Consider the following 23803-nt stretch of genomic DNA (forward strand, 5'->3'; position numbering starts at 1 on the left):
TATGACACAGTTAACCCATATTAATGCGGCCGGTGAAGCACACATGGTCGACGTTTCTGCTAAGGCAGAGACGGTGCGTGAGGCGCGTGCCGAAGCGTTTGTTGAGATGCATGCCGCGACGCTCGCCATGATTGTGGACGGCCGCCATCATAAAGGTGATGTGTTCGCCACGGCGCGCATTGCCGGTATTCAGGCGGCGAAACGCACATGGGAGCTGATCCCCCTGTGTCATCCACTGATGCTGAGCAAAGTGGAAGTTCAACTGATTGCGCAGCCCGAGTATAACCGGGTGCGTATCGAAACCTGCTGTCGTTTGACCGGTAAAACCGGCGTTGAGATGGAAGTGCTAACCGCTGCGTCGGTAGCCGCGTTGACCATTTATGACATGTGCAAAGCGGTGCAGAAAGATATGGTCATTGGCCCGGTGCGGCTGCTAACGAAAAGCGGCGGTAAATCCGGGGATTTCGAGGCGGTATTATGATTACTGTTCTGTTTTTCGCGCAGGTGCGCGAACTGATCGGCACCGACAGCCTGAAACTGCCCGCAGAATTTGCCACTGTAGAGGCGCTACGTGAGGCATTGTGCCAACGCGGTGAGCGTTGGGCACTGGCGCTGGAGCCTGGCAAACTGCTGACGGCGGTAAATCAGGCGCTGGTTGCGGCGGAGCATCCGCTACAGGCAGGTGATGAAGTCGCTTTCTTTCCACCGGTAACCGGAGGTTAACAGTGGAAAATACCCGTATCCGCGTAGGGGCTGCCTGCTTTAATGTGGGTGATGAATATGCGTGGTTGGCGCAGTGCGACGATGACGGCGCGGTGGTGACCTTCACCGGCAAGGTGCGCAATCATAATTTGGGCGACAACGTCAGTGCGCTGACGCTGGAACACTATCCGGGCATGACCGAAAAGGCATTGGCGGAAATCGTGCGAGAAGCCCGCAGCCGCTGGCCGTTGCAGCGGGTTAGCCTGATTCATCGAATCGGCGCGTTATTCCCGGGGGATGAAATTGTCTTCGTTGGTGTGACCAGTGCGCACCGTAGCATGGCCTTCGATGCGGCTGAATTTATTATGGATTATCTGAAAACCCGTGCGCCGTTTTGGAAGCGTGAAGCTACTGAACAGGGGGAGCGTTGGGTTGAAGCGCGTGAGAGCGATCAACACGCGGCCAAACGTTGGTAACGTGCCTCCGCGGGTTTGCATTGTAGTTTGCCTAATACGCCCGTGAAGGTGTAGCTTGCGCGTCAACAGGCGCAACAAATCGATACGCTTGAGCGCGGCGTGCGATCTATTCTGTGGTACGCTTAGTATAGGTGGGGCTTTTCCCCGAACGTTTGTTTCACTTGCAAAAGGTAACCGTCATGGACCGATATCCGCGTTCTAATGGTTCGATCGTCGAACGTGCCGGCAGCGGCATTCAGGCTTATATGGCACAGGTTTACGGTTGGATGACCTGTGGCTTGCTGTTAACGGCCTTTGTTTCTTGGTATGCGGCGAATACGCCCGCCATACTGAATTTCATCTTTTCCAGCCAGATCACTTTCTTTGGCCTGATTATCGCGCAATTGGCGCTGGTGTTTGTTATTTCGGGTATGGTTAACCGTTTGAGCGGAGCGGTCGCAACGTCGTTGTTTATGTTGTATTCGGCGCTGACCGGACTAACGCTATCCAGCATTTTTATCGCCTACACCTATAGCTCCATCGCCAGTACCTTTGTGGTGACCGCCGGTATGTTCGGTGCCATGAGTCTGTACGGTTACACCACCAAACGCGATCTCAGTGGTTTTGGCAGTATGCTGTTCATGGCGTTGATCGGTATCGTGCTGGCTTCACTGGTAAATATCTGGCTGAAAAGCACGGCGTTGATGTGGGCGATTACCTATATTGGCGTGGTGGTGTTTGTCGGCCTGACGGCGTATGACACCCAGAAATTGAAAGCGATGGGCGAGCAGTTGAACGCCGATGACAAAGACAGCTTCCGCAAATATGCCATTGTCGGCGCACTGACGCTGTACCTTGATTTCATCAACTTGTTCCTGATGCTATTACGTATTTTCGGCAACCGTCGCTAAACTCTGCGCGTGATGGGAGGGGCCATACAGCCCCGACCATCAGAGCGAAAACAGGTGGCATTTTTATCACCTATTCAAGGCTCAGCCCACACTGGACTGAGCTTTTTTTACGCGATTTTTCGGCGGAACATGGCGTAGGCTACGCTGCCAGTGATGACGGTAATGGCCAACAGTGGCCATAGGCTATGCCAAATAATGCTGAAGCTGGCATCTTTGAGATAGATCTGTTTAGTAATGTCGGTGAAATGGCGGATCGGATTAGCCCAGGTCAAATTCTGTAACCACACTGGCATGTTTTCTACCGGTGAAACATAACCGGAAAGCAAAATCGCGGGCATCATGAATACAAAAACCCCAATGAATGCCTGTTGCTGGGTGGCACATAGCGCCGAAATTAACAGCCCAAAACCGACCAGTGACAACCCATAGATTAACATCGTGGCGTAGAACAGCAGCAATGAGCCGGCGAACGGGATCTGATATAAGAAGATGCCAATCAACAGGACGATCGACGCCTGAAATGTGGCGACAATCAGTGCCGGAACTGCTTTACCGATAAAGATCTGCCAAGTGGTGAGCGGCGAAACCAGCAATTGCTCCAATGTTCCTTGTTCGCGCTCTCGTGCCACTGACAATGAGGTAACAATCAACACGCCGATGGTGGTAATCATTGCAATCAATGACGGTACGACGAACCATTTATAATCCAGATTTGGGTTATACCAATTACGGACCACTAATTCGCTGTTGTTGGGTTTTGGACGTTCGCCAATCAACTCGTTTTGATAATCCTGTACTATCTGTTGCACATAGTTGGCCGCGATTTGTGCACTGTTGGAGTTACGACCGTCGAGAATTAACTGTAATTGCGCCGTATTGCCGCTGGCGATATCGCGTGAGAACTGCGCCGGGAAGCGAACCAGCAGCAGCGCTTTTTGATTGTCGATAGTGGTTTGAATTTCATGGGGGCTGCGTAGCAATAGGACATGACTAAAGGCTTTTGCTTTGGCGAAACGCTGGGTCAGTTCCACCGACGCATGGCCTGTGTCCTCGCTATAAATCGCGATGGTGGCGTTGGACACTTCCAGCGTGCCAGCAAAGGGGAACAGCAATACTTGCATAATCACCGGCAGTACCAAAATGGCACGCGTCTGTGGATCGCGCAGCAGCGCCTGCATTTCCTTGATAATCAATGTCCAAAGACGATGAAACATGCCTCTTTCCTTATTCGATCTAATCGAGTCGCCGCCGGGTTTTCCATGCCGTCAGGCCGATAAATACGATGGCTGAAGCGATTAAAAACAGCAGGTTAATGAGTAACGTAGCGCCAATGTTGCCAGCCAGAAACAGGGTTTGCAGCGTGCTAACGAAATAGCGTGCCGGAATGATATAGGTGACCGCGCGAACTATTGTGGGCATGCTGGCTATCTGGAAAATAAAGCCGGAAAGCATAATGGCAGGCAGAAAAGCGGCATTCAGCGCCACCATGGCTGCGTTGAACTGATTGCGGGTAACGGTGGAAATGAGCAAGCCCATGCCCAATGTGCTGATCAAGAACATGCTGCTGATGACGAAAAGTATCAGTAACGAACCGCGATAGGGCACGCCGAAGAGAAAAACCGACACCACCATGCACAGCACCATGGCGATCATGCCAAGGGCGTAATAGGGCACCAGTTTTGACAGTAATAATTCGCTGCGGGTGACCTGCGTCGATAACAACGCTTCCATGGTGCCGCGTTCCCATTCGCGGGCAACCACTAACGACGTCAAAATGGCACCGATCACCGTCATAATGATGGTGATCGCGCCCGGAATGATGAAGTGTTGGCTGATAGCTGCCGGATTGAACCAGTAGCGTAGTTGTAGCTCAATTAACGCTTTATCTTCGCGGCCAAGATCGCCAGCGCGCTGCTGTTGCCAGAGTTGCCAAACCCCTTGAGTATAACCTTGCACAAAGTTGGCGGTGTTGGGCTCACTGCCGTCAGTGATGATTTGGATCGGTGCCTGATCGAATGGGCGCGCCATATGTTGTGCAAAATCAACCGGGATCACTACCAAACCGCGTATTTCACCCGCCTGCATTTTCTGGATTAACGCCGGACGGTTGTCGCTGATGGTCGGCGTGATATACGGCGAACCGGCGAAGGCATTGACCAGATCGCGCGCATCTTCGCTTTGCTGCTCGACGAGGATCCCCAAGCGCAGTTTGCTGGAGTCCAGATTGATACCGTAACCAAAGATGAATAACAGCATTAACGGGATCAAAAAGGCGATGAGCCAACTACTCGGATCGCGCACTATTTGCCGCGTTTCTTTCAAGCATAATGCGCGCAAACGTCGCCAGGAAAAGCGGCTGTTATCAACGAGGCCGGGAATATCGTCCACAGTTGCTTTTTCGTTCACGGTTGCTCCTCCCGATCGTAACCTTGCACCAGTTCGATAAACGCGTGTTCCATGGACGGGTTCGGGTGGGTCTCGTTGGCGACCAGTTGCTTAAGATCGTCCGGTGTACCGGCGGCAATAATCTTGCCGCGATACACCAGCCCGATGCGATCGCAATATTCTGCTTCGTCCATAAAATGGGTGGTGACCATGACCGTGACACCTTTATCGACCATGCCGTTGATATGCAGCCAGAACTCGCGCCGCGTTAGCGGATCGACACCTGAGGTAGGTTCATCAAGAAACAGGATATCCGGTTCATGCATCAGCGCACAGGCCAACGCTAAACGCTGCTTAAAACCGAGCGGCAATGAGTCTGTGGTTTGGTTGAGGAGTGGGGAAAAATTGAACGCAGCGGACATATCGTTGATCTTTTTACGCTGCTGATTGCCGCGAAGCCCATAGACGCCAGAGAAAAACTTCAGGTTTTGCGCCACCGTCAGGTTGCCGTACAGGGAGAATTTCTGCGCCATATATCCTAAGTGCTGGCGCGCTTTACCCGAACTGGTTTTCAGATCCATATCAAGCACTAACGCCTTGCCGCTGCTGGGAACCAGTAGGCCACACATCATCTTGAATGTCGTGGATTTACCGGCACCGTTTGGGCCCAGCAAACCGAAAATCTCGCCGCGCTGAATTTTAAAATCGACATGATCGGTGGCGGCAAAATCGCCGAATTTTTTCGTTAAGTCTTGTGCTTCAATCACCGTTTCCGTGCTGTCACCTTCAACAGTGGGCATAATCTCTGCGAGCGCCGATTTACTGTTTGGCCCGCCGCCCAGCAGATCGATAAACGCATCTTCAAAGCGCGGCTCTGCCTCGGTCAGTTCAGCATCAGATAAATGCAGGTCGGTCAGCACCTGATGGTGATCGGCATCAGGTTTTAGGATCAGGCGTAAGTATTTGCCTTGGATCACGCCGTCGGTCACTGATGGTAAACAGATTGCGTGTTGTAGCAAAGCGCGGTGAGTCCCCGCGGGGGCATCAATTAAAATGGTGCGTCCGGCCATGCGCTGCGTCAGCGCTTTGGGCGCACCGCTAAACAACAACTCACCTTCATTCATTAGCAGGACTTCACGACACTGCTCGGCTTCATCAAGATAAGAGGTGCTCCACAGAATCAGCATGCCGTCGTTAGCCAACTCATGCACCATGTGCCACAGCTCGCGGCGTGAGATGGGATCCACACCGACGCCAGGTTCATCTAACAACAGAACTTGCGGTTGCCCAATCAGCGTACAGGCTAGCCCAAGCTTTTGCTTCATACCGCCGGAAAGCTTACCGGCTAAACGTTCGGTAAAGCGGGTGAGGTCGGTAAATTGCAGCAGGCGTTCGAAAGTTTCTCTGCGCTGTTCGCCCGTAACACCGCGTAGATCGGCATAAAGCGTGAGATTCTCTATTACGGACAGATCTTCATACAGGCCAAACTTTTGCGGCATATAGCCGAGAATGGCATGCAATTGGCGATCTTGCGTGATGGGATCTAGCCCGGCCACGCGTAAGCGGCCACTGCTGGCTTTCAACAGACCCGCCAACATGCGTAACAGGGTGGTTTTCCCTGCGCCATCCGGCCCCACTAATCCGATCACTGCCCCGCTGTGTAAGCGCGTAGTCAGGCTGGCGACCGCTGGTTTGGCAAGCTGAGGAAAACGTTTTTCCACGGCTTCCAGCTCAATGGTATGTACCTGCTGCTGTTCCATCACCATCCCTTAACGGTTATTGCCTAGTAAGATGGGCTGTGGGCGAATTGGAGCGTCACCGGCATCCCCTGACGCAGCATATCGTCAGCATCAGAGACAATCACCCGCAGCCGGTACACTAGATCGGTACGCAAATCGGTCGTTTCGACGCTCTTAGGCGTAAACTCAGCCGTTGGCGAGATAAAGCCGATTTTGCCGTGATACGGTTTGCCGGGCCGGCTATCGGTATAAATTTCCAGTTCGGTGCCGGGGGCTGCCTGACCGAGATTGGCTTCACTCACGTAAGCACGTACCCAGACCGGTTTAGTCAGCGATAGCGTAAACACGGTGCTGCTGGCGTTGAGCATGGTACCCGGTTCAATCGCGCGGGTGAGCACAGAGCCTGCTGAGGGGGCAATCAAGAAGGTATCTTTTACATCCAACTCGGCTTGCGCCAATGCGGCCTCGGCTAACGTCAAATTAGCCTCAGCCTGGGCGATCTCTTGTGGCCGGTTGCCGCTCAGGAACTGCGACAACTTGTCTTTTGCCGCTTGCAAGCTGGCCTGTGCCTGATTGCGCGCGGTGCGCGCGTCTTCCAGCGCATTGGCGGAGGTGGCGCTTTTTGCCCACAATCCTTGCTGGCGCTGTAGGAAGCTGTTGGCATAGTTGAAGGCCGATAATTTCTGCGCGACTTCAGAACGCACTTGAGCTATCTCTTCGGCGCGATAACCGGCTTTTAACAATGCGAGCTTGGCCTGCGCGTTGCTGACGTTGGCTTCGGCCTGTTGCAGAGCGTTGAGATAAGGAGCGTCATCCAGTCTGCCAAGCTGTTGCCCGGTTTGTACCGTATCGCCTTCATCAACCATCAATTCGGCCAGCCGCCCACTTACGCGAAAGCCTAGGTTGACGGTGCGGATGTCAACATTACCATACAGCGTGAGCGGTTTAGCCTGCTGTTGCTGGTAATACCCGAGCCCAGTGGCGATAGCGGCAATCATCACGATGATTGCCACGATAAAGATCACTCTTGTTTTATTCATAACACTCCCTGCCAGAGTTTATGCGCCATAGCGTTGGCGCAGCCCAGTCACCACGAGATCGATATGTTCAGCGAGTACCGCACTAATTTGCGCTGCCTCATCCGCGCCAATCTGTTGCCAACCGGCCTGACGGCGGATCGTCTCGCGCGCGACGCGAAACGAGAGCACTTCGCCGAGCAATGCGTGGGTATGCAGTACCACCTTGGGCGATTGTTCATCAATGCCGGTATAGGCCGCGAGTAACCGGCACACTGTGCTATGCAACGGCGCAATGACTTGCTGGTGGATCAACGGGTAGGCGTCGGTGGGCGAAAGCTGTTCGCGAGACATGATTTTACTGAGGTTAAGCGTGTGTGGTTGAGTCATCAACTCGCTGAAAGCGAGTAAGCCACGTTTAAGATAGCTAAGGTATTGTGCCGGTGTTCGTTCAGCCGCAGGGCGCAACCAAAAACCGTTGATCTCTTCGGCTAATGGACGAAAAGCCTGCTGAATAAAATCGGCGATCCACTGGGCAACCGCTAAATACAGCCCCTCTTTCGAGTTGAAGTAATAGGTAATGGCGGCGATATTCTGCCCGGCGCGTCGAGCGATGGTGCGTGTTGTCGCCCCTTGAATACCGTATTCACCAAACACTTCGATGGCAGCGGCAATTAACTGCTGACGCGCTTGTTCGCCACGGGCCCGGCTGGCTGGCAGCGCATTTTCTGAATGAGGCATAAGCGATCGCCTAGAAAGTTAATCAATCGTATGATTAATTTTAGACCTAATAGGTTAGAAAGCAAACTCAATTACCTTACTTCTTGTTGGGTGATATCTTTGGCGATGCGGGCTTCACGGCATAATGTGCTATCAAGCGCTAAAATTGCCTTTTCTTGTGCGACATCTGTTACAATCGGCCGCTTGGTGCACTGCAGTTTGTGCCAATCCCTCGTGGCCATGCTTAATGTCCCGTCTGATCATCCTCCCGGAAACTGCACCGAACTCTGTTTAGGTTAGGGGGGATCTGGAGTTTTTCTCTACTATGTCATTTGAAAACCTCGGCTTAAATGCTGAAATTCTGCGCGCTGTTGAAGAACAGGGCTATCGTGAACCTACGCCTATTCAGCGTCAGGCCATTCCTGTCGTACTTGAAGGTCGCGATCTGATGGCCAGCGCCCAGACCGGTACCGGTAAAACCGCCGGTTTTACCCTGCCGGTATTACAGCTGCTGAGCAAGCATGGCCAAGCGGTCAAAGGCCGTCGCCCGGTGCGCGCGTTGATTTTGACGCCAACCCGTGAGCTGGCGGCACAAATCGGTGAAAACGTGCAAGCCTATAGCCAACACTTGCGCCTGCGTTCGCTGGTGGTGTTTGGTGGCGTGAGCATTAATCCACAGATGATGAAACTACGCGGCGGCGTGGATATTCTGGTGGCAACACCGGGCCGACTGCTGGATCTGGAACATCAGAACGCTGTTGACCTGTCAAAAATTGAAATTCTGGTGCTTGATGAAGCCGACCGCATGCTGGATATGGGCTTTATCCATGATATTCGCCGCGTGTTAGCCAAGCTGCCGCCGAAGCGTCAGAACCTGCTGTTCTCTGCGACGTTCTCTGATGAGATCAAGGCGCTGGCAGGTAAGCTGTTGCACAATCCGGCCTCGGTTGAAGTGGCGCGCCGCAATACCGCCTCCGAGCAGATTGAGCAGAGCGTGCATTTCGTTGACAAGAAGCGCAAGCGGGAACTGCTGTCGCAAATGATCGGTGAAGGCGATTGGCGCCAAGTGTTGGTGTTTAACCGTACCAAACACGGTGCCAACCATTTGGCTGAACAGTTGAACAAAGACGGCATTACCGCCGCCGCCATCCACGGTAACAAAAGCCAGGGTGCGCGAACCCGTGCATTGGCCGACTTTAAAGACGGCAAAATCCGCGTATTGGTCGCGACTGACATTGCAGCACGCGGTCTGGACATCGATCAATTACCACATGTGGTTAACTATGAGTTGCCGAACGTGCCGGAAGATTATGTGCACCGTATTGGTCGTACGGGGCGGGCGGAACGTACCGGCGAAGCGATTTCGCTGGTTTGTATCGATGAGCACAAACTGCTGCGTGATATCGAACGCCTGTTAAAACGTGAAATTCCACGTATTGCTCTGCCAGGCTATGAGCCCGATCCGAGTATCAAAGCGGAGCCGATCATTAATGGCCGTCAAGGCGGCGGGCGTGGCGCGCCACGTGGCAATGGTGGCGGCCAACGTAACGGTAACGGCGGTGGACAGCGTGCTAGCAACGGCGGCGGTCAGCGTGAAAACCGTGGTAACGGTAATGCGCGTCCACAGGGCGAAGGTCAGCGTCGTGGCGCAGCCGCGCCTGCGCGCCGTCCTCGTCGTAGCAAACCGGCAGAGTAAGCGCAGCGAGTGAAAGAGCAAACCGCCGTTTATCGGCGGTTTTTTTTCGCCGGGATGCGCTTGTCTGCAAGCGCTGTTCCCCCGTATTATTGCGCGTCTTAATTAGCTGGAGTGGTGCTCATGCGCGTGTTATTGGCGCCGATGGAAGGGGTGCTCGATTCTTTGGTGCGCGAGTTGCTCACCGAAGTGAACGATTATGATCTTTGTATCACCGAGTTTCTGCGAGTGGTGGATCAACTGCTACCGGTGAAGTCTTTCTATCGCCTGTGCCCTGAGCTGCATCACGCTAGCCGCACGCCGTCTGGCACTTTAGTGCGTGTCCAATTGCTCGGCCAACACCCGCAATGGCTGGCGGAAAATGCCGCTCGTGCCGTGGAATTGGGCTCTTACGGGGTGGATCTGAATTGCGGCTGCCCATCGAAAACGGTTAACGGCAGCGGTGGCGGCGCTACGTTGTTGAAAGATCCTGAGCTGATTTATCAGGGTGCTAAAGCGATGCGCGCCGCCGTGCCTGCTGAATTGCCGGTAACGGTAAAAGTGCGTTTGGGTTGGGACTCATTGCAACACAGTATTGAGATTGCAGATGCGGTGGCGCAGGCAGGGGCGACCGAACTGGCGGTGCATGGGCGAACCAAAGAGGACGGATATAAGGCCGATCGTATCAATTGGGCGGCGATCGGCGAGATCCGCCAGCGGCTAGCGATCCCGGTGATTGCTAATGGGGAGATCTGGGATTACGCCAATGCGCAACAGTGCATGCAAACCACCGGTTGCGATGCCGTGATGCTAGGACGGGGAGCGCTCAATATCCCGAACCTTAGCCGAGTTATCAAATACAATGAGCCACGTATGCCGTGGCCAGACGTCGTGAAATTACTGCAAAAGTATGTTCAGCTAGAAAAGCTAGGTGATACCGGCTTGTATCACGTGGCGCGTATCAAGCAGTGGCTCGGCTATTTGCGCAAAGAGTACGCAGAAGCCAGCGTGCTGTTTGCCGAAATCCGTGCGATGAAAACCTCTGCGGATATTGCCCGGGCAATCACAGCACAATAGCAAAATACTGCCGTAGTGCTTCTCGCCGCTGTTGTTCAGATTGTAAGGTTGTCTCTGTGCGCTGGTGATCGGCAGTGACGATCAGTTTATGGTCACTCAGGGTCACACGGCCATTTTCGGTCGGGCGTGAACACAGCTGTTTTTGAGTGAAGGGCGATTCTGGCGAGCTGCTGTGATAACGGCACATCGCGGCAAAATCGCTGTACGCGCGCGGCTGTAATGTAAAGCGGTACAGCGTTTTGGCGTGCGAGTGGCGATCGCCATGGCGACGCGCCAGATAATAATATTCCCCTTGGTGTTCCAAATGAAAGGTGCCGCTGGCTTGTGGTTGCTGTTGTGTCGTGTTGAGGGTTAATGGTGTAAGAAACGAGTCGCCGAAGCCAACATCGACTAAATAGGGGTGATCCAGCGTGACGATCAACGCCAGATGATCAAAGGGCGGGCCAAAGTTGCCCTGTGGGTCACGGACTTCGCCGGAGATGGCTACCACGTCAAATCCGATCTGCTGCAATAAACAGCCAAATATCTGGTTCAATTCGTAACAAAAGCCGCCTCGGTTATGTTCGACGATCTTGTCGAACAGCGCCTGTTCCGCCAAATTAATGCCCTGATGATAAATAATACTGAGGTTTTCAAACGGCACCGTCAGCATATGGCGATGGTGTAACCGTTGCAGCGTAGCCAAATTAACGCTTGGCGTGCCGTTAAAGCCGATGTGTTGCAGATAGCGAGAAATATCCACGGGCGATCTCAGTAAGCAAGCCAATAGCAATAAAATAGTGGCTTTTACGCGATCTCAGGATTCAAAATGTGCTGTGCTGTGCTGTGCTGTGCTGAAGGCGGGGCGAGCCGGGATGCGCTACGCACCCCGGCGGTGATGGCTTAGGAGACGTATTTTTCTTCTTGCGTTTGTTGCTCTCGTTTCACTTCCGCTGCGCGTTTACGTAGGCCGAACCAACCTAACACCAGTAGCAGCATAAGTACGGGAATCGTTGCGACTGTCCAGGTGCCATTTGGATAATCGAACGCCATCATCAGCACTACGACTAACAAGAACAGTAGTGTCAGCCAAGAGGTTACGGGAGCGCCGGGCATTTTAAAGGAAACTGGTTTGGCCTTACCTTCTTTAATGGCTTTACGCAGCCGCATTTGGCAAACGATGATAAACGCCCAGGAACTGATGATGCCTAACGAAGCGATGTTCAGTACGATCTCAAACACCCGTGATGGCACCAGATAGTTCAGTATTACCCCGATAACATAAATACCACAGGTCACCAGAATGCCCGCATAAGGCACCTGCTGGCTGCTCATTTTCGCCATAAATTTTGGCGCGGAGCCCCCCATCGACAGTGAGCGTAGGATGCGGCCAGTGGAATACAGGCCCGAGTTCAGGCTGGACAGGGCGGCGGTTAACACCACGATATTCATCATGGTGCCAATATATGGCACGCCAAGTTTGCTAAAGAACGTGACAAAGGGGCTTTGCCCGGCCTGATAGGCGTTCCATGGCAGCAGCATGACCAGCAAGACAACCGAGCCCACGTAAAATAGACCAATACGCCAAATCACGCTATTCACCGCTTTAGGCAGCATGTTTTCCGGATCTTTACACTCGCCGGCCGCGGTGCCGATCAGTTCAATACCGGCAAACGCGAATATCACCCCTTGCACTAACACCAATGCGGGCAGCAGGCCATGTGGGAACATCCCACCGTTGTCGGTAATCAGATGGAATCCCGTGGTGTTGCCGTCAATCGGGGTACCCATGCCAAGAAATGCCACGCCGACCACCAGAAAAAGTGCGATGGCGACCACTTTGATCAGGGCGAACCAGAATTCCATTTCGGCGAACCACTTTACGCCGATCATATTCATGGTGGCGACGATCCCTAATGCACACAGCGCAAACAGCCATTGGGGTACATCGGCAAAAGTTCCCCAATAATGCATGTACAGCGCTACCGCTGTGATATCAACGATGCCGGTCATCGCCCAATTGAGAAAGTACATCCAACCTGCAACGTAAGAGGCTTTTTCGCCGAGGAACTCGCGTGCATAAGACACAAAGCTGCCGCTGGAAGGGCGGTGCAGCACCAACTCACCCAGCGCCCGCAAAATAAAGAACGAGAAGATACCGCAAACCAGATACACCAATGCTAATGCTGGCCCAGCCATTTCGAGACGCCCGCCGGTGCCGAGGAACAAACCGGTACCGATCGAGCCGCCAATGGCGATCATTTGTATTTGGCGATTGCCCATACTTTTGTGGTAACCGGATTCGTGTGAGTCTAACCAACGTCTTCTCGCCGCGTGTTTGTCATGCACCGACTTTGTGTGTGCTTTCATCATCCGTCCTGTTTTTCCTGTCTATCGGAAGGTTGCTTTTTATGTAAGCAAACGATTGCGGGTAACAATCGTTATGAGAATGAGGTCATGGCTTCATTCTGCTGTTTATTGTTTATCCATCCGTCATTAAATAACGGCGTGGCATGCTACCTTTTCTATTAAAATGAGGCAAAAACTCCTAGGTTTAAATCGTTATTAATTGTGTTGGGATCTGATGTGATAAATAAAAATAGAGTTTTATCAAAACGATAAGAAACAGATCGGAGCTGTGATGATATAAAGAGTATTGTTGGTATTTTTGGCGAAATAATTAGAATTATATGTGGTTTTGTGAGTAATTAATGGACGTATATGACTGGTTAAATAAAGATATTTATTATTTAAAGCTGATTTCAATGGCTTGGGCTGGTAAGCAGAAGTATCTGTCGAGTCGATGACATTGCGTAAGGATTTATGCTAACAGGTCGGATGTCTCTCCTCTACTTAAGTCGTACACGGCGACGGTCATATTATCAACGGGATATTCTCTATCACATCCATTGATGTACCTCAGTCTATTTGGCGTTTAACCCTGTTAATCATCCGTTAGGTGAAGGCGTGCTATCGCTGATTAAGGCGGGCCGCTACGCAAGCTCGGTTGCCTGTAGCGGCCGATGGTTTAGGCTGTTTCTTCTGCCGGTAACGCGGAAGTGGGTAAACCAAAAAGTTTGTCGAACGCCCAGTTATATACCAGGGTGTAACAAGGGATGATCACAATCAGCGCCAGATCTAACAGCAGTGCTTGCCATAATGAAATCCCCATCCACCAAGCTATGAGTGGGATTAAATAGACCACCAACGTCAATTGAAAACCGATGGCATGCAGAATGCGGCGTTTAACCGTGCGGGTGCGCGAAGTTTGGCGGCTTTCCCAATATTCAAATAAACAGTTGTAGATAAAATTCCAACTGACGGCGATGGTGGTGATAATCACCGCCAATGGCCCGGTACTGCTGGGGGCACTGTCGGAAAGCAGCGCTAAGCCAAGCGCTGAGATGGTCATCCCGATGATTTCGTAGGCGGTCACATAAACCAGTTTGCGTTTAACACCTTGCATGCTACCTCTCTTGTTCGTTTGCTTATCACGCATCGCTGGATGACGCCCAGCGAATTGGCCGCTAAGATAGCGTCAACTCTATTGATAGAAAAAGTCAGAAGATGTCAGTTTTACTGATAGGTTGATGCGATGAATTTTTCCAGTGATAACATTGAACTGTTTTTGGCGGTATTAGAGCGTGGGTCTTTTTCTGCCGCTGCGCGTGCGTTGCGACGTGTTCCCTCAGCGGTGAGCATGGGGATTGCCAATATGGAGGCCGAGCTCGGTTTCCAACTGTTTGATCGTACTCATCGTGAGCCGGTACCGACGGCGATGGCTTTAGCGCTAGCACCCCATGCACGTTTGATTGCCGATCAATTAAAGCAACTGCACAATCATGCGATTGAGCTGTCCCAAGGCTTGGAAAGCACGCTGTCGATCGGCGTGGCATCGGACATCAACAGCCAAGGTTTGCTGAAAGCGGTGAAAACCTTATCTGCGCGTTATCCGTTACTGAATGTAGAGATGTTGACCGCACCGCAGGATGAGGTGCTGCATTTGTTACATCAGGGGCGAGTGAGTGTTTGCCTGGCCTTTGGCGGTTTGAATGTCAATGTGAAAGAGCAGTTCCACTTTGTTGGCACGGAGTCGCTGGTTGCCACGCTGTCTGCGCATCATACGGCATTGAAAGGCGCGGATGACGAACTGTTTCTTGAGGATTTGGTTAACGTGCGGCAAATTATTGTCGCCAGTCGGGATGTACCGATGGTTGATTTACGCCCGAGAGTCGCGGAATCTTATTGGCGTACTGACAGTTTGCACATGGCACTGAACATGGTGGAAACCGGCTTGGGGTGGGGCAACTTCCCGCAGTCGCTTATCGCGCCGTTATTGGCACAAGGGCGGCTAATACGCCTGAAATTTAACAATACCAAAAATGAACTCAGGTTACCGATGCATTTGATTTGGCTAAAAAATCAGCCGCTGGAAAAAGCCGCTCGCGAGCTGGTCGCACTGATGCAAGCGGAATCATAACTCTTTAGCCGTATGGCGGCGTCGCCACCAAAAACGGATGAGTAAAATGATAACGATGACCGCGGCGGTTAGCAGCAGGGCGGCGTGTTGTTTATTGGCGTCTGTCAGCAGGTGTTCAATTGCCTGGCCGCCAAAATAGCCAATCGAGACGAAAATCAGTGCCCATAAGAGAGCGCCGAGCATGTTCAGCGGTATGAAACGTGACGGTGGCAGGCGGCTGGCACCGATCAGCACCGGGCCGATAATGCGAAAGCCATACATAAAGCGCACGCCGATAACAAACAGTATCGGATGACGAGCGATCAACGCTTGTGCGCGTTTGATGCGTGGTTGTTGTTTCTTCAGCCGTGTAATGACCTTGTCGCCATAACGCCGGCCGATCAAATACAGTAATTGATCGCCGAGTGTCCCGCCGACTGCCACTACCGCGATGACCCAGGGAAGAAGCAGTAACCCTTGGTGTGCGGCAATACCGCCGAGAAGGGTCAGGGTTTCTCCCTCCGCCAGACAGCCGATGAAGAGGGCCCAGTAACCGTAATCCGTAATGTAATGCGCTAAATCACCCATTTGTTAATCCTTTCATTGTCGACTGATACATCCGCCATAGATTACGTGGCTAGACTGCGCTCACCCCTGAGTGATAGCGCTTATATGCTGTGCTTTTAGCGCGGTTTACATCCGTCGGTGGTCGATGAGGGGGATTATCCCCGTCATACTTCACCTTGTCTCCGGGTTGGCTGCGCACATTCATCTGAGTCACTGGCTGCGGTAAACTCATCGGCATTCACTCGCGTGCTGTCTTGATAGCGTGCCAATTATTTTGGCTATAGTGCACAGTATACGCTGCGCTTTATGGCGTTGAGCAACACCGTTGTGCCTTTGCCGTAAGTGAAAGCGTGACACCATCACAGGAGTCATCGATGTATCAGGATTTTGATAAAGAACTGGCCTGGGCGATGCGCCACATGCCTCGTACCCGATCGGCCGTCGCGGCACTGCCCAATCTGCATGATGTGCGGTTGGCGTGTAACATGCATTTAGATTTGAAAATGGCGCCGTTAGTCGCCGGATTATTACAAAAAGGTGCGCAAATTTATTTGACCACCTGCAACCCAACGACGGTGCAAGATGATGTCGTGGCTTGGCTGGAAAGGCAGGGGGCGCAGGCCCATGCCTGGCGTGATATGAGCGAGGCCGATTGGTCGGCCTCTTTTGATCGCGCGCTGGCATGGGGGCCGACTCACCTATGCGAAATGGGCGCGGACCTGACCACCCGGCTCCATCAAACGGTTGATGGCCCAACGATCAACGCTGGTCTGGAAGCGACCGGTTCGGGCATAAATCGTCTGAATGGCATCGCTCCACGTTACCCCATTTTTAATTGGGATGATCTGCCGGTTAAAGAAGGATTACATAATCGTCATATGGTTGGATTGACGGCATGGCATACGTTTTTCCAGACCACGCATTTGACGCTGCATGAAAAGTGCGTGTTGGTGATCGGTTACGGTTTGGTGGGGCAAGGCGTTGCGGCGGCAGCCAAGGCGTACGGTGGGCAAGTGATGGTGGCGGAAATCGATCCGGCGCGTGCGTTGCAGGCAAAGTATGACGGTTGGGCGGTGGTGGATTTAGCCAGTGCGGTGCAGCAGGCGGAAGTGATCGCCACCGCTACCGGAGCGAAAAACGTCTTATCGGCACAGCAGCTTGCGCAGGTGAAGGATGGGGTCTTTATCCTTAACGTAGGCCATGTCGCGGAAGAAATCGATGTCGACTTCCTGCAACGCTTACCGCATCAGGAGCCGATGCCGTATGTTAACGCCTATCAACTGGCTGGAAAAACCGTCTATCTGTTGGCTAATGGTTCGATGTTTAACTTGACGGCAGGCTACGGCGATAGCCTGAATGCGTTTGATGTGACGTTGGCGGTAATGGCGGCGGGGATTGGTTATATCGTCGGGGAGGGCGCGCAGCAACCGGCCGGATTATACTTGCTGCCGCAATCGGCTTGGCAGTCGGCATTGTAAGCCTTGCTTAGGGTAACGGCGGGCGTTTCATCCGACACGCTCGCCGGTTGTGTTAACGTTTCGCTGACAGAATTTGTCACAAATAGACACTGACAATCGCAGTGCTATGTTTATAGGGCTCATTTATACTGCCGCGCTGTTTCTTAATATCTTCTCCTCTTTCTGCTAACTGAGTCATTCATGTGAGAATTCGAATTTTGATTTTGGCCTTGTTGGCCATGCCGTTGACAGCGGGGCTCGTGCCCCGTGCGCTGGCCAGCGAAAATACCGCCGCCTTGCATACCAGCCAGCCAGAGTTGGCTTCAGGTAGCGCCATGGTGGTTGATTTGAAAAATCACAAGGTGATTTATGCACTTAACCCGGATGAAGTGGTGCCTATTGCCTCAATCACCAAGCTGATGACCGCGATGGTAACGCTGGATGCGCATTTACCGCTTGATGAAATGCTGACGGTAGATATCAGTCAGACCCCGGAAATGAAAGGGGTTTATTCCCGTGTGCGTTTAAACAGCGAAATCAGCCGCAAAGATATGTTGCTATTAACACTGATGGCCTCCGAGAACCGCGCTGCTGCCAGCCTGGCACATCATTATCCTGGCGGTTATCACGCCTTTATCCGCGCGATGAACGCCAAGGCTAAAGCATTGGGCATGACGCACACTCGCTATGTCGAGCCAACCGGTCTGTCGATTCATAACGTGTCCACCGCGCGCGATCTGACCAGGTTGCTGGTGGCGACCAAACAGTACCCGCTTATCGGTCAGCTCAGTACGACGCCCGAAAGTACAGCGACCTTCAAAGATCCGCAGTACACCTTGCCATTCCGCAATACCAATCATCTGGTTTATAACCAGAAATGGGATATCCAACTGACCAAAACCGGCTTTACTAATCAGGCTGGTCACTGCCTGGCGATGCGAACCAAGATCGGCGATCGTTCGGTGGCATTGGTGGTGCTGGATGCTTTTGGTAAATATACGCATTTTGCCGATGCGAGCCGTCTGCGTACCTGGATTGAAACCGGAAAAGTGAAACCAGTGCCCGCCGCTGCGCGTGATTATCGCCGGCAAAAGGACGCACGTCTGGCGAACCAACCGGAATAGTTGACGTGTTTTATCCTGTGCAAAGGGTAACGCAACATCGGTGATTTCTCGCTATGCTATAGGTTGTTACATCACATTGTATAAGGATAAGTGAAATTGGCCGGAAGCAGTTTACTGACGCTGATTGATGACATCGCCTCATTGCTGGATGATGTCTCGTTGATGACTAAAATGGCGGCGAAGAAGACTGCCGGGGTATTGGGCGATGATTTGGCGCTGAATGCCCAGCAAGTGACCGGTGTGAAAGCCGATCGTGAATTACCGGTGGTGTGGGCCGTCGCCAAAGGTTCCTTGATCAATAAGGCGATTTTAGTGCCGCTGGCCTTGTTGATCAGCGCATTTGCACCGTGGGCGATTACCCCGTTATTAATGGTTGGGGGCGCTTATCTGTGTTATGAGGGCTTTGAAAAAGTGTTTCATAGCCTGACGCACAAAAAAGCAGAGGGCGAACAGAAAGAAACCTTGAACCCCAATGAAGACGTAGTCGCGTACGAAAAACGCAAGGTGAAAGGGGCAATACGCACCGACTTTGTACTTTCTGCAGAGATCATTGCGATTACCTTAGGGACGGTGGCCGCGGCCAGCTTCACCCAACAGGTGATTGTGCTGTCTGGTATTGCCGTGGTGATGACGATCGGCGTTTATGGCATCGTTGCCGGCATCGTCAAGTTGGATGACTTAGGGTTATATCTGAGCCGTAAAGCCAGCGCATGGGTACAGACTATCGGGCGTGGCATTGTGAGCGCAGCGCCGTACTTGATGAAAACCTTATCGATTGTCGGCACGATTGCTATGTTTATGGTGGGCGGCGGTATTTTGACGCATGGTTTACCGTCGGTAGATCACTTGTTCGAAGATTGGGCCTCACATATTGCCGTGATGCCGTCTGTGGATCATATTTTGCAAGGCGTGGTGCCATCACTGTTAAATGTGGTGTTCGGTTTTATCGCCGGCGGCGGCATATTGCTGGTGCTCTCGATGCTTAGCGCCATTCGTAGCCGGTATAAAGCTTAGTTTGAGTGGCACGTCGAGGATTTCGCCTACATTGATGAATATAGTCGGGCGCGTGTTCGCTGCGCATCATTACGTGATAACAGTACTAAACACAGGTAGTAATAAGGTACTACTCGCGCGTAGGAAGGGTGTCCTCAGCCTGAGGCACATACTCATTTGCTTAACCCGTAGGGGTCGAACATGTTCGACCCGCGTAATTTAGTGCCACCGACGAGTACAACATGCCATTAGCCTATGGACGAGGTCTAAGGGGCGGGGTTCACTGTCCAGTACTTGCTAGATGGCGCATTGTTGCCCGCAGATAAGCCAGCAGCGGAGGCGTTAGCCAAGTGCCCTCGCTCAGTGCTGGCTCCTGCTCCATTGCCTGTCTGATTTTCATCTGCGTTGTTGGATTATCACCGGCATAAGAGCGGAATAATTCTAACCAGTTCGCGGCCAGTTGCTTGGCGAAATCGCTGTCCGCGGGTACGCCATCTTGCATTGCCAACTGGAAACGCGCAATTAGCGCTGGCCATTCCTGCATGCGGTCAAAATAATGTTTACGCACATACGCATATTCTTCTTCTGACAGATATTTCTGGTAAATTGCTAGCTTGACCTCGGCAAAGGCTCGCGTGATGTAATCGGTCATTGCCGGTGTGATACCGGTCTGTTCATGCATAGTCGGTTCATCGGCATGCATGGTATTTAACCGAGTAAGGAAAGCCGGATTTCCTGCAGTGTCGCGCTCCAGCATCAGCATCCAGCGCCGTGCAATAATCTGAGCTTGCGTTGCCGAAGCAGGGACAGCTTGTTCCATTAATGCTTGTACCTGAGTGACTATCGTGACCCACTCTTGTTGACGTTGGGCATCTGCTTGGTAGAAGGGTAATTGAGCCAGTTCATCGGCGGAAAAATATTTATCGTACATCGTCATTAACTCCAATGTGGTTAGCCAATCGTTCATTTCTGGTTCATCACCAACGGTGAGTTGTGCATATAATTGCTGCAACCGCCCGCGCAGAGCGCCGATCTGGGTGAGTTGTTGATCGAGTGCGGCAATCTGTTTTTCAATCACCTTTGGTAATGCCAAATCTGAACGTTCTAAAAGTGCCCCGACTTCTGCCAGCGTGACACCCATACGACGTAGCGCTTGGATATGATGTAGGCGCGTGACGTCGGCACGGTTATACAGACGATAACCGGCGTCGGAACGTGCAGAAGGAATCAGCAAACCAATGCTGTCGTAATAATGTAATGTGCGAATGGTGATGCCGGAGCGGCGTGCCAACTCGCCGACTTTTAACAACATAAAGTGCTCCTCCCTTGTGCGAGCCAAGAGACTAAAGCCTAACGTGGCGTGAGGGTCAAGCTGGAAAAGGGGATTTAACTTCGCGGAAATTTGACGTATTCGATCATCTTGTTATTCACGATCGTTAATTTAAGGTGATTACCCATCTAGCCAGTTTGACTGGCGTTGCTGGTCAAGAAAAAACAACCGCTAATTCGCGATCGAATCCGCGGTTGATTAAACGTTTAGTGCGCCATTAATGCCTTGTAAGGATTACCAGCCTTTTACCGCACCCCCGTTAAAAATTCTTTCTGCGGCGCGGGCGACTTCATCCGACTGATAGGCTTTGACAAAATTCTGGATGTTTTGTGTATCCTGATTGTCTTCGCGCGTCACCACAATGTTCATGTAAGGGGATTCTTTATCTTCGATGAAAATACTGTCTTTGGTCGGTGTCAAACCCGTTTGGTTGATATAGGTAGTACTGATGATTGCCACGGCAACCTGCGGATCGTCAAGAACGTGGGGCAGTTGCGCGCCTTCCAATTCCATAATACGGTAATGATGCGGGTTACTGCTGATGTCCAGCACGGTCGGCAGCAGCCCTTTGCCCTGCTTGAGCGTAATCAATCCGGTTTTCTCTAATAGCAATAACGCTCGACCAAGGTTGGTGGGATCGTTAGGGATGGCTATCATTGCCCCATCGGGCAGCTGTTCAACTGAGGTAAACTTTTTCGAATAACCGGCCATGGGAAAGACAAAGGTATTGCCAACGGCCACCAGTTTATACCCGTGGCTATTATTTTGCTGGGTCAGAAAAGGACGATGCTGGAAGACGTTAGCGTCCAATTCGCCTTTGTCGGTTGCATCATTGGGCAGCAAAGAACCACTAAAACCAACCAGTTCAACCTCAAGGCCGTATTTTTCTTTCGCCACCTGTTTGGCGACTTCCGCGACGTCTTGCTCAGCCCCATTAATCACGCCAACGGTTATGTGGTTTTGATTGGTTTTTTGATCGCAGCCTGATAAGAGCGCCGTTGCCGCGAGTGTCGCCGCCAACATCGTATAACGCCAGTGAATCGCCATCGGTCTCTCTCTGAAAAAATAACTCAATCAATAGGTTTATCCTGATAGATAAACGCAGTCGCTAAGTGAAGTCAAATGTGGCGTTAGTATAGTCGGTTATAAATAAGACTCGGGGGTGATATTGACCCGCTTTGCGGTGAGGGATTGCCAGTAACGGAGGGGGCCACAAAGACACGCCTATAAAATTAAAGACGTGTCTTTTTTTGTTTTAGTTTATTTTATCCATAAACATCTCTTCAACCAATGCATAGTTGTGTTCCTTTTTGATATGGATGTAAAGAGGGATTTTATCATTTATTGCTGTTAACTTTAATCCTGATTTGGTTAGGCACTTTAATACTGAGCATATATGAGGGAGTATTGTTGATCCTAAGGAGGATAGGAGTGTTTCAACGATGGATGTAATATCACCAGATAAGATTATATTTGATTTTCCTTTTAGTTTATTTTCAATTTCATTGATGAATTTTGTAGTGGTATTTTTTTTATAAGTTGCGAGTAGTCTTTATGAATAAATACATCTTGACTATTTGAAGATTCATCGTAAACAAGATATAATTTTAACTGTGTAAGAATAGAGTTGTAGTTATCTGGCTGTATATTTTGATTGGTAATGTCATTTATAATGACATCGGTGGATTTATCAATTAAGCTTGTCAGCATGACCTCGATGGATATTTTTTTAAATTGATTTATTATAAATGAGGATAAGAACCCCAGATCTTTACTCACGAAGACTTTTATTATTTTTTTGTTGTTTTTTAAATTCGCCTCAAGGGATTTTAAAGCATGAAAATGCCCATTTGTTAAAGTGTAAATTCTTTCTCCATATTGAGTTAGAGTCATCCTGTTTTTTTCAAATATAAAAAGCTTATTGTTAATTCGACCTTCAAGTTTTTTTAGCATAGAGCAAACTGCAGGTGAGGATATGTTTAACTCGTCTGCTGCTAATTTTACGGATTTTTTTTCTGCAACACTAATAAAAGCTTTAAGTTCTCTCGATGTGAACATCATATTTCCTTTTGTGAATGAAACGTTGATCCCCTGGAAATATTGATGTTTTTATGTTTTTTTTTATATTATTCCATCCTCATAATCATGAGTAAATTAATAAATTATTAACTGGGATTAACTTTATAATATTTTACACTAGGGATCTTTATTGACAAACTATGTACAGACTAATTGAGTGCAGGTTTTTCAACGTAGAGTAGGAGGAGGAATTGACATTTAAAGATCCTAACGATGCACAGTTAATAACGTGGATGCTAATTGGATTAGTGTCCACGTGGGGCGGTGTAGTTAGATATATCATGGATGTTAAAAATAATAAGGGAGAGTGGCGGTGGGTTGGCGTTTTTTTTCAAATGGTTGTTTCGGGATTTACCGGTATTTTAGGTGGGTTAATGAGCTTCGAAATGGGCAGTAGTATCTATATGACCTGTGCTATTTCTGGTCTGTTTGGCGCGATGGGAAGTGGTGCGATAGATGTCATTGTCAATAAAGTACTGGCTAGAAGTATGGTGAAATAATGCAGCATTAACGATATCAAAATACACGTTTATTTTTATTGAATGGATTATAGAAAAAATAATAATAAAATAGAAATCAGCCAGGGTCATTTCAATGATGAGCTTGTTTTAGCTTTTATCAGCGTTTAGGTTAGGAGAAAATTATACGTCATGAATTTTTCTCCGGGATGAGTTTATAAACTACGCTAAGTGCGCTTTATTATATTCGACCATAGATCTAACCAAAAATGAGAGGACGGTATGAGCATGGTGACTATTTTTCGCGGTTCAGTGTTTTTTTTGTTTGTTTTAGGGTTGATAGTCGGTACGCAGTGGTTACGTGTACAACATCGCCACCTGACTCACCTTCGTCAACAGAATATGCGGCTGATAATGCAAACAGAACAGCTTATGGGGCGTCTGCTGCAGGTTAAAGCTCAGGCTGCCACGTTGACCTCGGCACTTTCAGAACAGCAAAAAACACAGCAACAACTGGAGGAAAAAAATCATGCCGTCCGTAACAAGATTGGCAATGCTTTGGCAAAGAATCATGGTGTCCGTGAGTCTGTGTCTGCTGATGTTATCAGCAGGCAGCGAGAGGCGATTAGCCGCGCCTCCCGGTCTTGAAATTTTGGTATCACCTGATTTGCTTACACCCT

At 50.7% G+C, this 23803-nt stretch carries 24 protein-coding genes; 12 read left to right on the forward strand and 12 right to left on the reverse strand.

Translation table 11 applies throughout. The annotated features are described in order from the left end of the window. Window position 1 precedes the first annotated feature (1 nt). From moaC to ACQKDS_RS03265, 4 genes are all read left to right on the forward strand, one after another. Window positions 2–481, forward strand: coding sequence for a cyclic pyranopterin monophosphate synthase MoaC (gene moaC / locus ACQKDS_RS03250; RefSeq protein WP_399665733.1), 480 nt, complete (start codon window positions 2–4; stop codon window positions 479–481). Beyond that, window positions 478–723, forward strand: coding sequence for a molybdopterin synthase sulfur carrier subunit (moaD, locus tag ACQKDS_RS03255; protein WP_399665736.1), 246 nt, complete (start codon window positions 478–480; stop codon window positions 721–723). The genes moaC and moaD overlap by 4 nt, the downstream gene beginning before the upstream one ends. A 2-nt stretch (window positions 724–725) precedes the next feature. After that, window positions 726–1178: a molybdopterin synthase catalytic subunit MoaE gene (gene moaE / locus ACQKDS_RS03260; protein ID WP_399665739.1), complete on the forward strand. Its 453-nt coding sequence runs from the start codon at window positions 726–728 to the stop codon at window positions 1176–1178. 179 nt (window positions 1179–1357) lie between these two features. Next, the gene (locus ACQKDS_RS03265) at window positions 1358–2068 is read left to right on the forward strand and encodes a Bax inhibitor-1 family protein (RefSeq protein WP_399665742.1); all 711 of its coding nucleotides are present in this window, start codon (window positions 1358–1360) and stop codon (window positions 2066–2068) included. A 107-nt stretch (window positions 2069–2175) separates the two neighbouring features. Here ACQKDS_RS03265 and ACQKDS_RS03270 read toward each other — a convergent pair whose 3' ends face one another. From ACQKDS_RS03270 to cecR, 5 genes are read right to left on the reverse strand one after another with little or no spacing between them, the layout of a single operon-like run. After that, window positions 2176–3282 (reverse strand): ABC transporter permease, encoded by a 1107-nt coding sequence (locus ACQKDS_RS03270; RefSeq protein WP_399665744.1) that lies wholly within the window; start codon window positions 3280–3282, stop codon window positions 2176–2178. 19 nt (window positions 3283–3301) lie between these two features. Beyond that, a complete protein-coding gene (locus tag ACQKDS_RS03275; RefSeq protein ID WP_399665745.1) occupies window positions 3302–4474 on the reverse strand; it encodes an ABC transporter permease in 1173 nt (390 codons plus the stop codon). Beyond that, window positions 4471–6219: an ATP-binding cassette domain-containing protein gene (locus ACQKDS_RS03280; protein ID WP_399665747.1), complete on the reverse strand. Its 1749-nt coding sequence runs from the start codon at window positions 6217–6219 to the stop codon at window positions 4471–4473. The genes ACQKDS_RS03275 and ACQKDS_RS03280 overlap by 4 nt, the downstream gene beginning before the upstream one ends. Window positions 6220–6236: 17 nt before the next feature. After that, window positions 6237–7232, reverse strand: a complete 996-nt coding sequence (gene hlyD / locus ACQKDS_RS03285) for a secretion protein HlyD (protein ID WP_399665750.1) — start codon at window positions 7230–7232, stop codon at window positions 6237–6239. An 18-nt stretch (window positions 7233–7250) separates the two neighbouring features. Then, on the reverse strand, window positions 7251–7949 hold the full coding sequence (cecR, locus tag ACQKDS_RS03290; RefSeq protein WP_399665753.1) for a transcriptional regulator CecR: 699 nt from the start codon (window positions 7947–7949) through the stop codon (window positions 7251–7253). Between the two features lie 304 nt (window positions 7950–8253). Between cecR and rhlE the strand changes: the two genes are divergently transcribed. Both rhlE and dusC read left to right on the forward strand, forming a co-directional pair. Then, window positions 8254–9624 (forward strand): ATP-dependent RNA helicase RhlE, encoded by a 1371-nt coding sequence (rhlE, locus tag ACQKDS_RS03295; protein ID WP_399665755.1) that lies wholly within the window; start codon window positions 8254–8256, stop codon window positions 9622–9624. A gap of 120 nt (window positions 9625–9744) precedes the next feature. Further along, a complete protein-coding gene (gene dusC / locus ACQKDS_RS03300) occupies window positions 9745–10677 on the forward strand; it encodes a tRNA dihydrouridine(16) synthase DusC (protein ID WP_399665757.1) in 933 nt (310 codons plus the stop codon). Here dusC and ACQKDS_RS03305 read toward each other — a convergent pair. The 3 genes from ACQKDS_RS03305 to ACQKDS_RS03315 all read right to left on the reverse strand — a co-directional run bounded on the left by ACQKDS_RS03305 (window position 10664) and on the right by ACQKDS_RS03315 (window position 14122). Next, window positions 10664–11419 carry an arylamine N-acetyltransferase gene (locus tag ACQKDS_RS03305; protein WP_399665760.1) on the reverse strand — a complete coding sequence of 252 codons (756 nt, stop codon included), beginning with the start codon at window positions 11417–11419 and terminating at the stop codon, window positions 10664–10666. The two genes, dusC and ACQKDS_RS03305, sit on opposite strands and share 14 nt — an antisense overlap. A gap of 140 nt (window positions 11420–11559) precedes the next feature. Continuing rightward, complete coding sequence (gene ansP / locus ACQKDS_RS03310) at window positions 11560–13026, reverse strand: L-asparagine permease (protein WP_399666226.1); 1467 nt, start codon at window positions 13024–13026, stop codon at window positions 11560–11562. 658 nt (window positions 13027–13684) lie between these two features. Beyond that, window positions 13685–14122, reverse strand: coding sequence for a PACE efflux transporter (locus tag ACQKDS_RS03315; protein ID WP_399665763.1), 438 nt, complete (start codon window positions 14120–14122; stop codon window positions 13685–13687). Between the two features lie 129 nt (window positions 14123–14251). Here ACQKDS_RS03315 and ACQKDS_RS03320 point away from each other — a divergent pair, with 129 nt between their 5' ends. Then, window positions 14252–15136: a LysR family transcriptional regulator gene (locus ACQKDS_RS03320; RefSeq protein WP_399665765.1), complete on the forward strand. Its 885-nt coding sequence runs from the start codon at window positions 14252–14254 to the stop codon at window positions 15134–15136. Here the strand turns inward: ACQKDS_RS03320 and ACQKDS_RS03325 are convergent. Continuing rightward, entirely contained in the window at window positions 15131–15703 is a 573-nt protein-coding gene (locus ACQKDS_RS03325; RefSeq protein WP_399665768.1) for a DedA family protein, read from the reverse strand. The two genes, ACQKDS_RS03320 and ACQKDS_RS03325, sit on opposite strands and share 6 nt — an antisense overlap. 353 nt (window positions 15704–16056) lie before the next feature. On the opposite strand from ACQKDS_RS03325, the gene ACQKDS_RS03330 reads away from it, so the two are divergent. The 3 genes from ACQKDS_RS03330 to ACQKDS_RS03340 all read left to right on the forward strand — a co-directional run bounded on the left by ACQKDS_RS03330 (window position 16057) and on the right by ACQKDS_RS03340 (window position 19277). After that, entirely contained in the window at window positions 16057–17160 is a 1104-nt protein-coding gene (locus ACQKDS_RS03330; RefSeq protein ID WP_399665771.1) for an adenosylhomocysteinase, read from the forward strand. 176 nt (window positions 17161–17336) lie between these two features. Next, window positions 17337–18263: a D-alanyl-D-alanine endopeptidase gene (gene pbpG / locus ACQKDS_RS03335; RefSeq protein ID WP_399666229.1), complete on the forward strand. Its 927-nt coding sequence runs from the start codon at window positions 17337–17339 to the stop codon at window positions 18261–18263. Window positions 18264–18359: 96 nt separating this feature from the next. After that, the gene (locus ACQKDS_RS03340; protein WP_399665773.1) at window positions 18360–19277 is read left to right on the forward strand and encodes a DUF808 domain-containing protein; all 918 of its coding nucleotides are present in this window, start codon (window positions 18360–18362) and stop codon (window positions 19275–19277) included. A 259-nt stretch (window positions 19278–19536) separates the two neighbouring features. On the opposite strand, the gene ACQKDS_RS03345 is transcribed toward ACQKDS_RS03340, so the two are convergent. From ACQKDS_RS03345 to ACQKDS_RS03355, 3 genes are all read right to left on the reverse strand, one after another. After that, window positions 19537–20568: a MerR family transcriptional regulator gene (locus tag ACQKDS_RS03345; protein ID WP_399665776.1), complete on the reverse strand. Its 1032-nt coding sequence runs from the start codon at window positions 20566–20568 to the stop codon at window positions 19537–19539. Between the two features lie 252 nt (window positions 20569–20820). Continuing rightward, window positions 20821–21633 (reverse strand): MetQ/NlpA family lipoprotein, encoded by an 813-nt coding sequence (locus ACQKDS_RS03350; protein WP_399665779.1) that lies wholly within the window; start codon window positions 21631–21633, stop codon window positions 20821–20823. 438 nt (window positions 21634–22071) lie between these two features. After that, a complete protein-coding gene (locus ACQKDS_RS03355) occupies window positions 22072–22647 on the reverse strand; it encodes a LysR family transcriptional regulator (protein ID WP_399665782.1) in 576 nt (191 codons plus the stop codon). 209 nt (window positions 22648–22856) lie between these two features. Here ACQKDS_RS03355 and ACQKDS_RS03360 point away from each other — a divergent pair, with 209 nt between their 5' ends. Both ACQKDS_RS03360 and ACQKDS_RS03365 read left to right on the forward strand, forming a co-directional pair. Further along, entirely contained in the window at window positions 22857–23165 is a 309-nt protein-coding gene (locus ACQKDS_RS03360; protein WP_399665785.1) for a phage holin family protein, read from the forward strand. A 240-nt stretch (window positions 23166–23405) separates the two neighbouring features. Next, window positions 23406–23771 carry a hypothetical protein gene (locus tag ACQKDS_RS03365; protein WP_399665788.1) on the forward strand — a complete coding sequence of 122 codons (366 nt, stop codon included), beginning with the start codon at window positions 23406–23408 and terminating at the stop codon, window positions 23769–23771. Window positions 23772–23803: the final 32 nt, after the last annotated feature.

This window comes from Serratia sp. NPDC078593 (assembly GCF_050268245.1).
In the GTDB taxonomy this organism is placed as follows: domain Bacteria; phylum Pseudomonadota; class Gammaproteobacteria; order Enterobacterales; family Enterobacteriaceae; genus JBNNGK01.

Excerpts from the sequence above, each read along its gene's own strand:
- moaC (WP_399665733.1), top strand. The coding sequence starts at position 2 with ATGACACAGTTAACCCATATTAATGCGGCCGGTGAAGCACACATGGTC.
- moaD (WP_399665736.1), top strand. The coding sequence starts at position 478 with ATGATTACTGTTCTGTTTTTCGCGCAGGTGCGCGAACTGATCGGCACC.
- ACQKDS_RS03265 (WP_399665742.1), top strand. The coding sequence starts at position 1,358 with ATGGACCGATATCCGCGTTCTAATGGTTCGATCGTCGAACGTGCCGGC.
- ACQKDS_RS03270 (WP_399665744.1), bottom strand. The coding sequence starts at position 3,282 with ATGTTTCATCGTCTTTGGACATTGATTATCAAGGAAATGCAGGCGCTG.
- ACQKDS_RS03280 (WP_399665747.1), bottom strand. The coding sequence starts at position 6,219 with ATGGTGATGGAACAGCAGCAGGTACATACCATTGAGCTGGAAGCCGTG.
- hlyD (WP_399665750.1), bottom strand. The coding sequence starts at position 7,232 with ATGAATAAAACAAGAGTGATCTTTATCGTGGCAATCATCGTGATGATT.
- cecR (WP_399665753.1), bottom strand. The coding sequence starts at position 7,949 with ATGCCTCATTCAGAAAATGCGCTGCCAGCCAGCCGGGCCCGTGGCGAA.
- rhlE (WP_399665755.1), top strand. The coding sequence starts at position 8,254 with ATGTCATTTGAAAACCTCGGCTTAAATGCTGAAATTCTGCGCGCTGTT.
- dusC (WP_399665757.1), top strand. The coding sequence starts at position 9,745 with ATGCGCGTGTTATTGGCGCCGATGGAAGGGGTGCTCGATTCTTTGGTG.
- ansP (WP_399666226.1), bottom strand. The coding sequence starts at position 13,026 with ATGAAAGCACACACAAAGTCGGTGCATGACAAACACGCGGCGAGAAGA.
- ACQKDS_RS03315 (WP_399665763.1), bottom strand. The coding sequence starts at position 14,122 with ATGCAAGGTGTTAAACGCAAACTGGTTTATGTGACCGCCTACGAAATC.
- ACQKDS_RS03320 (WP_399665765.1), top strand. The coding sequence starts at position 14,252 with ATGAATTTTTCCAGTGATAACATTGAACTGTTTTTGGCGGTATTAGAG.
- ACQKDS_RS03325 (WP_399665768.1), bottom strand. The coding sequence starts at position 15,703 with ATGGGTGATTTAGCGCATTACATTACGGATTACGGTTACTGGGCCCTC.
- ACQKDS_RS03330 (WP_399665771.1), top strand. The coding sequence starts at position 16,057 with ATGTATCAGGATTTTGATAAAGAACTGGCCTGGGCGATGCGCCACATG.
- ACQKDS_RS03345 (WP_399665776.1), bottom strand. The coding sequence starts at position 20,568 with ATGTTGTTAAAAGTCGGCGAGTTGGCACGCCGCTCCGGCATCACCATT.
- ACQKDS_RS03350 (WP_399665779.1), bottom strand. The coding sequence starts at position 21,633 with ATGGCGATTCACTGGCGTTATACGATGTTGGCGGCGACACTCGCGGCA.
- ACQKDS_RS03355 (WP_399665782.1), bottom strand. The coding sequence starts at position 22,647 with ATGATGTTCACATCGAGAGAACTTAAAGCTTTTATTAGTGTTGCAGAA.
- ACQKDS_RS03365 (WP_399665788.1), top strand. The coding sequence starts at position 23,406 with ATGAGCATGGTGACTATTTTTCGCGGTTCAGTGTTTTTTTTGTTTGTT.